At 63.8% G+C, this 12,553-nt stretch carries 10 protein-coding genes and 1 pseudogene; 5 read left to right on the top strand and 6 right to left on the bottom strand.

The genetic code is table 11. The annotated features are described in order from the left end of the window. Nucleotides 1-40: 40 nt before the first annotated feature. Genes B0G74_RS28735 through B0G74_RS28715 form a run of 5 tightly spaced genes read right to left on the bottom strand, consistent with a single transcriptional unit; the run spans nucleotide 41 to nucleotide 4,327 of the window. The gene (locus tag B0G74_RS28735) at nucleotides 41-892 is read right to left on the bottom strand and encodes a sugar phosphate isomerase/epimerase family protein (RefSeq protein ID WP_132378599.1); all 852 of its coding nucleotides are present in this window, start codon (nucleotides 890-892) and stop codon (nucleotides 41-43) included. Further along, entirely contained in the window at nucleotides 807-1,226 is a 420-nt protein-coding gene (locus tag B0G74_RS28730; protein WP_132378598.1) for a Dabb family protein, read from the bottom strand. Before B0G74_RS28730 ends, B0G74_RS28735 begins: the two co-directional genes overlap by 86 nt. Nucleotides 1,227-1,228: 2 nt before the next feature. After that, entirely contained in the window at nucleotides 1,229-2,398 is a 1,170-nt protein-coding gene (locus B0G74_RS28725; RefSeq protein WP_132378596.1) for a dihydrodipicolinate synthase family protein, read from the bottom strand. 7 nt (nucleotides 2,399-2,405) lie between these two features. Continuing rightward, complete coding sequence (locus tag B0G74_RS28720) at nucleotides 2,406-3,185, bottom strand: 3-ketoacyl-ACP reductase (protein ID WP_132378595.1); 780 nt, start codon at nucleotides 3,183-3,185, stop codon at nucleotides 2,406-2,408. Beyond that, nucleotides 3,182-4,327: an acyl-CoA dehydrogenase family protein gene (locus tag B0G74_RS28715; protein ID WP_132378594.1), complete on the bottom strand. Its 1,146-nt coding sequence runs from the start codon at nucleotides 4,325-4,327 to the stop codon at nucleotides 3,182-3,184. Before B0G74_RS28715 ends, B0G74_RS28720 begins: the two co-directional genes overlap by 4 nt. Before the next feature lie 213 nt (nucleotides 4,328-4,540). Here B0G74_RS28715 and B0G74_RS28710 point away from each other — a divergent pair. After that, a pseudogene (locus B0G74_RS28710) lies at nucleotides 4,541-6,089 on the top strand (CoA-transferase). A 55-nt stretch (nucleotides 6,090-6,144) separates the two neighbouring features. Here the strand turns inward: B0G74_RS28710 and B0G74_RS28705 are convergent. Beyond that, nucleotides 6,145-6,828 carry a TetR/AcrR family transcriptional regulator gene (locus B0G74_RS28705; RefSeq protein WP_132378592.1) on the bottom strand — a complete coding sequence of 228 codons (684 nt, stop codon included), beginning with the start codon at nucleotides 6,826-6,828 and terminating at the stop codon, nucleotides 6,145-6,147. 213 nt (nucleotides 6,829-7,041) lie between these two features. Here B0G74_RS28705 and B0G74_RS28700 point away from each other — a divergent pair, with 213 nt between their 5' ends. The 4 genes from B0G74_RS28700 (at nucleotide 7,042) to B0G74_RS28685 (ending at nucleotide 12,552) form a co-directional block, all read left to right on the top strand. Next, nucleotides 7,042-8,550: an aldehyde dehydrogenase family protein gene (locus B0G74_RS28700; RefSeq protein WP_132378591.1), complete on the top strand. Its 1,509-nt coding sequence runs from the start codon at nucleotides 7,042-7,044 to the stop codon at nucleotides 8,548-8,550. Nucleotides 8,551-8,645: 95 nt separating this feature from the next. Beyond that, nucleotides 8,646-10,319 (top strand): GMC family oxidoreductase N-terminal domain-containing protein, encoded by a 1,674-nt coding sequence (locus tag B0G74_RS28695; protein WP_132378589.1) that lies wholly within the window; start codon nucleotides 8,646-8,648, stop codon nucleotides 10,317-10,319. 128 nt (nucleotides 10,320-10,447) lie between these two features. After that, the gene (locus B0G74_RS28690; protein WP_132378588.1) at nucleotides 10,448-11,527 is read left to right on the top strand and encodes a sugar ABC transporter substrate-binding protein; all 1,080 of its coding nucleotides are present in this window, start codon (nucleotides 10,448-10,450) and stop codon (nucleotides 11,525-11,527) included. After that, on the top strand, nucleotides 11,524-12,552 hold the full coding sequence (locus B0G74_RS28685) for an ABC transporter permease (protein ID WP_207915712.1): 1,029 nt from the start codon (nucleotides 11,524-11,526) through the stop codon (nucleotides 12,550-12,552). Before B0G74_RS28690 ends, B0G74_RS28685 begins: the two co-directional genes overlap by 4 nt. Nucleotide 12,553: the final 1 nt, after the last annotated feature.

Below are 12,553 nucleotides of genomic sequence, written 5' to 3'. Positions count from 1 at the left end.
TGTCTTTCCTTTATTGTTGATGCGGTTCCGCGTTGCGCTGTCAGCAGACGCTCTGCAGACGTTCGGCACAGATTGCCAGAACTTCTTCCGGATCACGCCGCCACCAGTCGTGCGCGGAAAAAATTTCGACTTCGATCAGGCCATCGTAGCCGGCTCGTTCAATGGTTTGCCGAACGGCGGGCAGGGCGATCACGCCGTCGCCCATCATGCCTCGATCGAGCAACACGTCGCGCGTTTCGCGCAGCCAGTCACACACGTGATACGCAAGAAGTCGCCCGGCGCGGCCCGCTGCCTCGATTGACGCCGTCAGCGCGGGGTCCCACCAGCAGTGATAGACATCCACGGCGACGCCGATCATTCCGCTGCGATCATTATCCACGCGCTCGCAAATTTCCAATGCCTGCGCGATGGTGTTGAGCACGGCACGGTCGGCCACGTACACCGGATGCAGCGGTTCGAGGGCAAGCGGCACACCACAATCACGAGCGGTTTCCAGCAGCATCGCAATGCCCTCTGTAACCTGGTTTCGCGCGCCCGTCAGATCCCGGCTGCCTTCGGGCAGTCCACCGACCACCATCACGAAGCAACGCGCGCCGAGGGTGGCCGCGTCACGCAACGCAGCGCGGTTGGCTTCGACGTTCGCCGCAAATTCCGCCGATGTCGTCGCCGGCAAGTAAGTCGAGCGGCAATAGCCCGTTACCGTGAGATCGAGCGCCTTGATCTGTCTCGCGATCTGCACGACGTCGGCTTCGTCGACTTCGCGACGCCACGGTGCAATCCCGCCGAAACCGGCTCGGGCGATGCGGTCAATCGTGCGACTGAGCGGCTCCCGATGCCCCAGCGTGGCGGTATTGATGGAGCACAGGTCGAGTCTTCCCTGAAGGTTTCTCATAAGTTTCCAGATCGATATCGAACACGAGCAGGCCTTGCGCGCCGCCATCGAGTGCTTCGAGCAGACGCGCGCCGATCGCCTGATGGGTCGGGTGTGCGAGATACGCAAAGCAGGCCGCGCCGCTCTCGAAGTCCATCATGAAGCCGTCGGCGAAGTTCATGCCGTAGCCTTCCGGCGACACATTGGGTCCGCACTGAAAGTTCGTGAAGGCAATGCCGGGCACTTCGGTGAGCCGCCGGATCTGCTCGAAGAACGCGAGCCGCCGCGCCGGCGTGACGTCGGCGCGAAACCGGCAGAACACCATGTGCCGCACAGCACCGGTTGGGCGGCTCATCGTCAGTCTCCGCAGCCGAGGGGCGCCATGACGCGGCGAATGCGCGCAACGGCATCCGCGGGATCGCGCAGCAAGCGGGCCTGATCGGCGAGACGGAAGACGTCGGCGAGATAGGCGGGCGGACGCATGCCGTGGTGGCCGCCCGGCATGAAGAAGTGATCCTGGAAGCCGTTCAGGTACGCGAGGAACACCACGCCCGTCTTGTAGTACTGCGTCGGCGCTCGAAAGATGTGGCGCGAGAGCGGCACGGTCGGCGCGAGCAACGCGTTGAAGCTGGCGTGATCGTTGGCGGCGAGTGCGGACAAAGCCTGCGAGGCCGCTGGCGCAATCGCGTCGAAAATGCCGAGCAACGCGTGCGAAAAATGTGTGCCGTCGCCGGCGATCAGCGCGGGATAGTTGAAGTCGTCGCCGGTGTACATTTTCACGCCGTGCGGCAGGCGCTGACGGAATGCGATTTCCTTCTGCTCATCGAGCAGCGAGATCTTGATGCCGTCGACTTTTGAAGCACTTGTCCCGATGATGTCGAGACACACCTGCGCTGCGCCGGCAAATTCATTTGCGCCCCAGTAGCCCGCGAGTTCGGGGTCGAACATATCGCCGAGCCAGTGCAGGATCACCGGTTGATCGCACATGGCGAGCACTTCGCGATACACGCGCCGATAATCGTCCGGCGTACGCGCGACCCGCGCGAGCGCGCGGCTCGCCATCAGGATCACCCGGCCGCCGACGCGCTGCACGGCCTCCAACTGCTCTGCATACGCGCGGATCACCTGATCGCAGTTCATGACCGAAGCGGGCGCGATATGGTCCGTGCCGCAACCCGACGCGATCGCCGCGCCCGCAATGTCGCGCGTGCCTTCGATGCTGCGCGTGATCAGTTCGAGCGCCGTGCTCCACGGCAAGCCCATGCCGCGTTGCGCGGTGTCCATCGCTTCCGCGATGCCGAGCCCTTGCTGCAACAGATAGCGCCGGTAAGCGATCGTGCGATCCCAGTCGATGGCGGGCGCGGCGTTCAGTTCGCCCGCGCGCAGCGGATCGGCCACCACGTGGGCGGCGGAATACGCGATGCGGTTGAATTCGCGTTCGGGCGGCCGTACTTCGAGCGGCACACCTTCCACGCGATACGTTTCCATCGTGCCGGACGCGGCCGGAAGTTTGATTGTCAGGTTCATATGCAACTCAATATTTGGTGACGAGCAAGCCGCCGTCGATACGGATCGCCTGGCCGACGCTATAGGGAAGGCCGCCCGTTGCAAGCGTGCGCACGGTGGTCGCCACTTCCTGCGGCGTGCCCCAGCGCTTGATCGCGGTGAGCCCTTGCTCGATCTGCGTGTCGTAGCGCGCGCGGGACGGCGCCGTCATTTCGGTTTCGATCAGGCCGGGCTGCACCTCGTACACGCTGATGCCGTGTTCGGCGAGGCGCAGCGAAAACAACGTGTTCGCCATTGAAAGTCCGGCTTTGGACACGCAGTATTCGCCGCGCAATGGCGACGCCGCGATCGCGTTCGACGACGTGATCGTGATCACAGACGGATGTGGCGCGACGGCGCCGCCGGAGCGCGCGAGGCAGTGTTTCGCGAAGGCCTGCGTGAGGAAGAACGTGCCCCGCGTATTCACGGCGATACAGCGGTCGAAACTTTCCGGCGTCACGTCGAGCAGATCGCCGCGCGACATCACCGAGACGCCCGCGTTGTTCACGAGGCAATCGATCTGGCCGTCGAGCGCTGCTTCGATCTCGTTTAATGTGGCGCGATGCGAGTCGATGTCGGCGAGATCGGAGATGACCGCGATCGCGCGCGCGCCGGTTTGTTCGACCTCGCGCACGGCGCCGTCGAGCTCTTGCGATGCCACCGCATCGGTCAACGCCACATCGAAACCCGCGCGCCCGAGTTCGACGGCGATCGCCCGGCCGATGCCACGCCGGCTGCCTGTGACAAGAGCAATGGGACGCGCACTCATAACGTGGCTCCGTCGGCGATCAGATCGCGCGCGACGATGGTGCGTTGAATCTGGTTGGTGCCTTCGTAGATCTGCGTGATCTTCGCGTCGCGATACAGACGCTCGACTTCATAGCCGCGAATGTAGCCGCTGCCGCCGAAAATCTGCACGGCGTTCGCGCTGTGCTTGACGGCGGTGTCGCCCGCGAAACACTTCGCCATCGAACACGCGATGCTCGCGCGTTCGCCCGCTTCGAGCCGTTCCGCCGCATCGTGCACGAGCAGCCGCGCGGCGTGAATGTCGGTCGCCATGTCGGCCAGCATCCACTGAATGCCCTGGAATTCGGCGATGTGGCTGCCGAACTGCTTGCGCGTCTGAGCGTAGTCGAGCGCCGCTTCAAGGCCCGCCTGCGCGATGCCGACCGCCAGTGCCGCAATGCCCACGCGGCCCTTGTCGAGCACGCTCATCATGATGTGAAAGCCGCGGCCTTCCTGGCCGAGCAACGCGTCTTGCGGCAGCTTCACGCGATCGAAATGCAGTTCGCCGACTTGCGACGCGCGCTGGCCCATCTTGTGTTCCTTCGCGCCTTTCGACACACCGGCGAGCGCGCAGTCCACGATGAAAATACTCATGCCGCGCCGGCCCGCGGCAGGGTCGGTGCGCGCGAGCACGAACGCGACGTCCGCGACCGGCGCGTTGTGAATCCACAGTTTCGCGCCGCTGAGCTCCCAGCCTTCGGGCGTGCGGACCGCTGTCGTGCGGATGCCCGACACGTCGGTGCCGGCGTCGGCTTCAGTGATGCAATACGCGGGACGCAGCTTCGCGCGCAGCAACGGCTCCATGTATTTCGCGCGCTGCGCGTCGGTGCCGTGCACCGAAAGCAGCGTGCCGACCAGTTCGAGCAGGCCGCACTGATCCGCCACGGACGCGTAGCCGCGCGACAGTTCCTCCATCACCAGCGCATACGCCGTGACATCGAGCCCCGCGCCGCCGAACGCCTCCGGAACGGTAATGCCGAACAGGCCCAGTTCGCCCATCTGCGCGTAGATCTCGGCGGGAAAGCGCTCGTCGCGATCCAGTTCTTCCGTGATCGGACGAATCACTTCCTGCGCGAAACGGCGCGTGGTTTCGCGAATCTGCTGATGCGTGTCTGAGAGTTTCATGCTGTCTCCATCGTAATGATCGGTACCTGTTTTTGCGTCTGATCGGGCTCGTTCAGGTAAACCCGAGCCTCGCGCATCGCTACTTGAATTACGTGATTCCCTGTGCCAACATTGGCAACAAGTAACCAACTGGTTCGTTATTTAAGACCAACGAATCGCTGCTGTCAACGAGGTTTGAGGCCGATCTGAGTGGAGGATGGTTTGGATAAGTGGATGGATGCCGCCAAGGCGGCCGGGCAAATTTTCGACGGTGCGACCATTGCGCTGGCCGGTTCCGGCGGCGGTCTGCTCGAGCCGGACGCCGTGCTCGCGGCGCTCGAACAGCGCTTTCTTCGGACGGGACATCCGCGTGACCTGACGGTGGTTCACGCGCTGGGTATCGGCGACGGCAAGAGCAGCGGGCTCTCACGGTTTGCACACGCCGGCATGGTGCGGCGCGTGATCGGCGGACATTGGAGGCTGGTCGCCGGCGATGCAGCAGATGGCACAAGACAACGCGTTCGAGGCCTATAGCTTTCCCGCCGGTGCGATTTCCACGCTGCTGCGCGAAATCGGCGCGGGGCGGCCGGGGCTGGTCACGCATGTCGGCTTGCGTACTTTTGTCGATCCGCGTATCGATGGCGGCAAGATCAACGCGCGCGCCAGTGAAGACCTGGTCGAACTGATCGAACTGGATGGGCGCGAATACCTGCGCTACAAGCCGTTCAAGGTGGACTTCGCGATCGTGCGCGGTTCGTCAGCCGATGCGTGCGGCAACGTCACGCTGCGCCGCGAGCCTGCCGATCTCGACACATACGCCGCGGCGCTTGCCGCTCATAACAGCGGTGGCCGCGTGATCGTGCAGGTCAAGGAGCGCACCACGCAGGGCTATGTGCCGGCGCGTCTCGTACGTATTCCGGGGATTCTCGTCGATACGCTCGTCGAGACGCGGGAGCAGGTGCAATGCGTGGTCGCCGATTACGACCCGGCGCTGAGCGGCGAATCACTGAGCCCGATCGACGACGGTTTCTACGAAATTCCCACGGGCATCCGCTACATCATCGCAGCGCGCGCCGCGCAGGAATTGCATGAGGGACAGTCGGCGAATTTCGGTTTCGGCATTCCGGGCGGCATTCCCGGCGTGCTCGCGCAACACGGTCGGCTCGGTACGTTCTGGGGTTCGGTCGAGCAGGGCATTCACAACGGCGCGATGCTCGACGGGCCGATGTTCGGCACCGCGCGCAACGCGGAGGCGATCCTCTCGAGCGTCGACCAGTTCGATTTTTATAGCGGCGGCGGCGTGGACATCACGTTCCTCGGCATGGGCGAAATGGATGGCGAAGGCAACATCAACGTGTCGAAGCTTGGTGCGACGGTGGTGGGGCCGGGTGGTTTCATCGACATCACTCAGGGCGCGCGAAAGATCGTGTTTTGCGGCAGTTTCGAAGCGAAGGGGTTGCAGGTCGAACAGGCCGGCGCGGGCGTGAAGATCGTGGCGCCGGGCAGCGTGCCGAAGCTCGTCGAACGCGTGCAGCACATTACGTTTAGCGGCGAGCAGGCGCGTATCGCGAAGCAGGAAGTGTTGTACGTGACGGAGCGGGCCGTGTTCCGTCTCGAAGAGAATGGCGTGCGTTTGATCGAAGTGGCGGAAGGTGTCGATGTCGAGCGTGATGTGTTGGCGCGTATGGCGTTCCGTCCGCTCGTCGACGAGGCACTGTTGGCGCGAGGAAAAAATGAAGCGCGTGAAGCACCCTCAAATGAAGCACATGCCAGAGTGGCCTGACGCCGCTCGCGGTGACGTGAAGCGCCGTATCCGGGCGCTTCAGCCGTCACGGCGATCAGGGGCGCAGCAGGCGCAGAACGGTTTCGATATTGAAGTCGAGACGGTTTTTCAAAGCCTCTTTGCTCATGAAGTCGATGTCGAAGATCACACCGCTCGTGAAGCGATTGGTCAGGTAGTAGTAGCCGACTGCCGCCATGGTGATGTGCAGTTGCCTTGCATCGACGCCCGCGCGAAACACGCCCGCTTCGACGCCCCGATCGATTATGCGTTGCAGCATCGAGATGAAACCATGATGCAGTTCCTTGAACCGTTCGGACTTCTTCACGTGGCGTGCCTTGTGAAGATTCTCGCTGTTCACGAGCGTCATGAACTCAGGGTTCTTCAGGTAGTAGTTCCACGTGTGCGTGGTGAGCGCGACGATCGCGTCTTCGGGCGAGAGGTGGTCGAGGTTCAGCTTCAGTTCGGCAGAGCGGATGTCGGCGTAAGCATCTTCGAGCACAGCCTGGAACAACTCCTCCTTGCTGCCGAAGTAGTGATAGATCATCCGCTTGTTGGCCTTGGCGCGCGTGGCAATGGCTTCGACGCGAGCGCCGGCGAGGCCGAGTTTGGCGAACTCCTTCTTGGCGGCTTCGAGAATGCGTGCCCGGGTGACTTCGGGGTCGCGTTGCCGCGGCGGTTGCGCGGCGCCGGCTTGGGCCGTTTTCGATGCCCGGCCCGGGGGCGTGCTCGCAAGAGTCATGTTGGCTGGTCGCAGGAAAAAAGTGTGAGGGAACGGTGTCGGTCGATCTGGTGTCGTGTCAGCGACTATAGACCAAAAAGGCATTGCGAGGAAGTAACTGGATGGTGCAGAATGGGCGCCAAAAATGCCAGAAGCATTGTCTTGCCGAACCGGTTTACCTCGCGCGCGGCGCGCGTTTCAGCGCCCGCGTGAACGCAAACTCTGGAGACAGGAATGAGCAATCTGAATGAACTCGCAGCAACGCTTCGTCTTCCGGTGGAGCCGCTGCGCACGCCGATGTTTATCGACGGCAAGGACTACGCGGGCAGCACCGCCGAGTTCGTCGAGCGCAAGAGCCCGGGCCACGGCGTGCCGGTCACGGCCACGGTGCGCGCATCCGTCGACGATCTGAACGCAGCGGTCGCCAGCGCGCGCCGCGCGTTCGACGACGGCCGCTGGTCGCGCCTGTCGGGCGAGCAGCGCGCCACCGTGCTGCTGAAAACCGCACGTCTGATCCGCGACAACGTCGAAACGCTGGCGTATCTGGAAACGCTGGAAAGCGGCAAGCCGATCGGCCAATCGCGCGGCGAGATCAATGCGGCGGCAGGCATCTGGGAATATGCGGCCGGTCTCGCACGCATCGTGCACGGCGATTCGCACGACACGCTGGGCGCTGATCTGTTCGGCTTGACGGTGCGCCAACCGATTGGTGTCGTCGGCATCGTCACGCCATGGAATTTTCCGTTCTTCATTCTTTCCGAGCGTCTGCCGTTCGTGCTCGCCGCGGGTTGCACGGCTGTCGTCAAACCGGCTGAACTCACCTCGACCACCACGCTGAAGCTTGCCGCACTGCTGAGCGAAGCCGGCTTGCCGGACGGCGTCGTGAACGTGGTGACGGGGCTCGGCTCGGTGGTCGGTCAGGCGCTCGCCGAGCATATGGACGTCGACATGGTGTCGTTCACCGGCTCGACGCCGGTTGGCCGCTCCGTACTCACCGCGGCCGGCGGCAACATGAAGAAGGTCGGGCTGGAACTCGGCGGCAAGAATCCGCAAATCGTTTTCTCGGACGCCGATCTCGACGATGCCGCCGACGCCATTGCCTTCGGCATCTGCTTTAACGCGGGACAGTGCTGCGTATCGGGCAGCCGGCTCGTCGTGCATCGTTCGGTGGAAGAGGAACTCGTCGCGCGCGTAAAGGCCGTCTTTGAGAAAGTGCGCGTGGGCGATCCGCTCGATGCATCGAACCATGTCGGCGCGATCGTGGAAGCACGTCAGTTCGAGAAGATTCGCGGCTTCATCGACGCGGGCCGGCGTGACGGCGCACAACTGGTTCACGGCGGTGAGGCGACCAGCGACGGTGAGCGTTTCTTTATCCAACCGACCTTGTTCCGCAACGTGCGACCGCAAAGCGCACTGGCGCAGGAAGAGATCTTCGGACCGGTGTTGTCGGTCACGCCGTTCGATACATTCGAAGAGGCGATCCAGTTGGCGAACGGCGTGCCATATGGCCTCGCCGCCAGCATCTGGACGCGCGACCTGCAAGGTGCGATCAGCAGCTTCCGCGAGGTTCAGGCGGGCCGTATCTGGGTGAATTGCACGATTACCGGCGGCCCCGAAATGCCGATCGGCGGCGTCAAGCAGTCGGGCATCGGCCGCGAAACGGGCCGTTATGGCGTGGAGGAATACACGGAGCTGAAGTCGGTGCATGTCCAACTCGGCAAGCGGCCGCGCTGGATCGCGTAACACCCGTTGAATTGATCGAGCGGCCGTGAAGAGCCGCACGCAACATCCGGATCACGCGCAGCGTGTGACCGTAGAAAACCGTATCGGAGACAGCAATGTATGACTATGTGATCGTAGGTGGCGGCGCGGCGGGTTGTGCGCTGGCGGCGCGTCTGAGCGAGGACGCCGGCAACCGTGTGCTGTTGCTCGAAGCCGGCCCCGCCGATACCGATCCGTATATCCACATGCCCGTCGGCTTCTTCAAGATGACGGGCGGTCCGCTGACCTGGGGTTATCGCACGACGGCGGCAGCGGAAACGCAGCGCCGCCAGATACCGTTCGCACAAGGTCGCGTGCTCGGCGGCGGCGGCTCGATCAATGCGATGGTCTACACGCGCGGCCAGCCCGCCGACTACGACGGCTGGGAACGCGACGGCTGCACCGGCTGGGGCTTTCGCGACGGCGTGCTGCCGTACCTGCGCCGCATGGAAGACAACGAGCGCCTGTGCAACGAATATCACGGCGTGGGCGGCCCGCTCGGCGTGTCCGATCTCATCAGCGTCAACGAACTGACCAAGGCGTTCGTGCTCGCGGGCCAGGAAGCCGGCATGCCGTACAACAGCGATTTCAACGGCGCGCAGCAGGAAGGCGTGGGCGTGTATCAGGTCACGCAGCGCAATGGCAAACGCTGCAGTGCCGCGGTCGGCTATCTGCGTGATGCGCGCTCGCGGCCCAATCTCACGGTTCGCACGGACTGTCTCGTGTCGCGCGTCGTGATCGAGAACGGCCGCGCGGTCGGTGTCGAATTCGCGCCGCGCGGCGAGCGCGCGAACGTGACGGTTGCGCGCGCCGAACGCGAGGTGATCGTGACCGCCGGTGCGATCGGCTCGCCGAAACTGTTGATGCTCTCCGGGATCGGCCGCGCAGAAGATCTGGAGCGCGTCGGCGTGAAGCCCGTGCATGCGCTGAACGGCGTCGGACAGAATCTGCAGGACCACTTCGACATCGACATCGTCTACGAACTCAACGGCCCCTATAGTCTCGACAAGTACGCGAAAAAGCACATGATGTTGCTCGCCGGACTCGAGTACAAACTGTTCAACAAGGGACCGGTGACGTCGAATATCGCCGAAGGCGGCGCGTTCTGGTACTCGGACAGCAGTGTGCCGACTCCCGATCTGCAATTCCATTTCCTGCCCGGTGCGGGGGTCGAGGCCGGTGTGCCGCCGGTGCCGTCCGGTTCGGGTTGCACGCTCAACTCGTACTTCCTGCGTCCGCGCAGCCGCGGCAGCGTGACGTTGCACAGCGCCGATCCCGCCGATGCGCCGCTGATCGATCCAGCCTATATTCGCGATCCGTACGACCTGAAGGTCGCCGTCGACGGCATTCGGCAGAGCCGCGAAATCATGAGTCAGAACGCGCTGCGCAAGTACGTCCGGAGCGAGCATTTTCCGGGTGGCAAGGTGCGCACGCAGGCCGAATACGAAACCTACGCGCAGCAGTACGGACGCACGGGCTATCACCCGGTCGGCACCTGCAAGATGGGCGTGGACGAGTTGTCGGTTGTCGATCCGCAATTGCGCGTGCGTGGCATCGAGGGTTTGCGAGTCGCGGACTCGTCGGTGATGCCGCGCATCGTCAGCTCGAACACGAATGCGCCCACGTTGATGATCGCGGAAAAGGCCGCCGATCTGATTCGCGGGCTGGTAGCGCAACCCGTGCCCATGCCGGGCGCGCTCGCGGGCACTTCCGGACGCGCGACGCGCGAGTCCGCTGCGGCCGCGGTTTGATGCCGGAGTTGCGCAAGCAGGACTGAGGAAGGGTACGCGGAATGATTGCGTATCTCTTCCTTGGGGTAAATATCCGGTTATTTATACACGGCCCTGAAGAGAGGGTTCTTTTGCTCGGAGGAGACATCATGAACAGACAGGATCAACGCGCAGGCGTATCACGCCGCGACTTCATCAAGCTCGGCGCGGGCGCGGCATTCGCCGTCGCGGGTGGCGGCATGTCGGGCCTCTCGTTCGGCGCGGGGCAGACCACGCTCGCCTGCTCGTTCCGTTCGCTGACCAACCCGTACTACACGGCGTTCAACAAGGGCGCGCAAAGCTTCGCGAAGAGCGTCGGTTTGCCGTATGTGCCGCTCACGACCGAGGGCAGTTCCGAGAAAGGCATCGCGGATATCCGCGCGTTGCTGCAGAAGACCGGCGGCAATCTCATGCTCAACGTCGACCCGAACGATTCCGCCGACGCCCGCGTGATCGTCGAAGCCTGCTCGAAGGCTGGCGCGTATGTCACGACGATCTGGAACAAGCCGAAGGACCTGCACCCGTGGGACTTCAATCCGAACTACGTGGCGCATCTTTCTTACGACGGCGTCGCGTATGGCGAGGAAACGGCCACGCAGCTTTTCAAGTCGATGGGTGGCAAGGGCGGCGTGGTCGCGCTCGGCGGCATCTTCAGCAACGTGCCGGCGATCGAGCGCAAGGCCGGTCTCGATGCAGCCTTGAAGAAGTTCCCCGGCATCCAGTTACTCGACTTTCAGGTCGCCGACTGGAACTCGCAGAAGGCGTTTCCGATCATGCAGGCCTGGATGACGCGCTTCAATTCGAAGATCAAAGGCGTGTGGGCCGCGAACGACGACATGGCGCTCGGTGCGATCGAGGCGTTGCGCGCCGAAGGTCTGGCCGGCCAGATTCCGGTGACCGGCATGGACGGCACGCAGCCGGGACTCGTTGCGATCAAGACCGGCGAGCTGATCGCATCGGTCGATTGGGACCCGTACTGGCTCGGCGGCATCGGTCTCTCGATGGGGCTCCAGGCGAAGGACAAGAAAGTCGACCTGGCGACGCTCGCAAAGGACCGCCGTGAGTCGTTCTGCACCGCGACGTTCGTCACGAAGACCAACGTTCAGGACGTGATCGCGCGCGCCGCCTCACCGAAGGCGGAATGGAACAACCTTTATGCCCGCGTTGCCGGGCCAGTGGTGTATCGATGAACAAGCTCACCGCGACTTCTTCCCGGCACGCCGTGCAGGCCGCTCAATCTCCCGCGTCCGCGCACGGCCCCGCAGCCGTGCGCGCACTGCTGCGGCGTTACTCGCCGTTGCTGGTGCTGGTGGCGCTGGGCCTGTGCATTGGCGCGCTCAATCATGACTTTTTCGACCCGATGAACCTGTCGCGGATCGCGATTGCCGCCGTGATCCCGCTGACGATCGCGCTCGGCGGCACGTTCGTGATCCAGCTCGGCAGCATCGATCTGTCGGCGGAGGGGATTGTCGCGGTGGCGGCGATCGCCGTGTCGATGCTGGTCGAGAACTCGTACAACGACAATCACTTCGGCCTGTGGGTGCTGGCCATCGGCGTCGCGGCGGGCGTGGTGCTGGGTCTGGCCAACGGCGTACTGCACGTGTTTCTGCGCATTCCGTCGTTCATCACCACGCTCGCGGTCGGCTTCGTGGCGACCGGCATCGGCACCGCGGTGCTGTCGGGCAATACGATCCGCGTGAGCGACACGGCGTTGCGTTCGATTTCGATCACGCGCTACTTCGGCCTGCCGCTGTCGGTCTGGATCGGCGTGCTGGCGCTCGGGCTCGCGTGGTTCGTGCACCGCCATACGATTCTCGGCCGCCATACGCTCGCGATCGGCGGCGGCGAGGACCTGGCGCGGCTGAGCGGGGTACGGATCTCGCGCGTGCGCATCGCGGTGTTCGCGCTCGCCGGTGCGTTCTACGGGGTGACCGGCATTCTCGCGGTTGCGCAATACGGGCAGGGTCACGCGATGATCGCCAACGGCCAGTTGTTCGTTGCGATCACCGCGATCGTGGTGGGCGGCACGTCGCTCGCGGGCGGCAATGGCGGTCCGCTCAACACGCTGATCGGTACGCTAGTGGTGGTCGTGCTCGCCAACGGCATGGTGTTGCTCGGCGTGCCGCCGTATGTGCAGCAGGGCATTCAGGGCGTGCTGATCATCGTTGCCGTGACGCTGGCGTTGAATCGCTCGCGCCGCCGCATCGTCAAGTAAC

Source organism: Paraburkholderia sp. BL9I2N2, from assembly GCF_004339745.1.
In the GTDB taxonomy this organism is placed as follows: domain Bacteria; phylum Pseudomonadota; class Gammaproteobacteria; order Burkholderiales; family Burkholderiaceae; genus Paraburkholderia.
This window is presented reverse-complemented; position numbering and strand designations above follow the sequence as displayed.

What these genes read in the sequence shown, in the direction of transcription:
- B0G74_RS28735 (WP_132378599.1), bottom strand. Translation starts at nt 892, where the DNA reads ATGAGAAACCTTCAGGGAAGACTCGACCTGTGCTCCATCAATACCGCC.
- B0G74_RS28730 (WP_132378598.1), bottom strand. Translation starts at nt 1,226, where the DNA reads ATGAGCCGCCCAACCGGTGCTGTGCGGCACATGGTGTTCTGCCGGTTT.
- B0G74_RS28725 (WP_132378596.1), bottom strand. Translation starts at nt 2,398, where the DNA reads ATGAACCTGACAATCAAACTTCCGGCCGCGTCCGGCACGATGGAAACG.
- B0G74_RS28720 (WP_132378595.1), bottom strand. Translation starts at nt 3,185, where the DNA reads ATGAGTGCGCGTCCCATTGCTCTTGTCACAGGCAGCCGGCGTGGCATC.
- B0G74_RS28715 (WP_132378594.1), bottom strand. Translation starts at nt 4,327, where the DNA reads ATGAAACTCTCAGACACGCATCAGCAGATTCGCGAAACCACGCGCCGT.
- B0G74_RS28705 (WP_132378592.1), bottom strand. Translation starts at nt 6,828, where the DNA reads ATGACTCTTGCGAGCACGCCCCCGGGCCGGGCATCGAAAACGGCCCAA.
- B0G74_RS28700 (WP_132378591.1), top strand. Translation starts at nt 7,042, where the DNA reads ATGAGCAATCTGAATGAACTCGCAGCAACGCTTCGTCTTCCGGTGGAG.
- B0G74_RS28695 (WP_132378589.1), top strand. Translation starts at nt 8,646, where the DNA reads ATGTATGACTATGTGATCGTAGGTGGCGGCGCGGCGGGTTGTGCGCTG.
- B0G74_RS28690 (WP_132378588.1), top strand. Translation starts at nt 10,448, where the DNA reads ATGAACAGACAGGATCAACGCGCAGGCGTATCACGCCGCGACTTCATC.
- B0G74_RS28685 (WP_207915712.1), top strand. Translation starts at nt 11,524, where the DNA reads ATGAACAAGCTCACCGCGACTTCTTCCCGGCACGCCGTGCAGGCCGCT.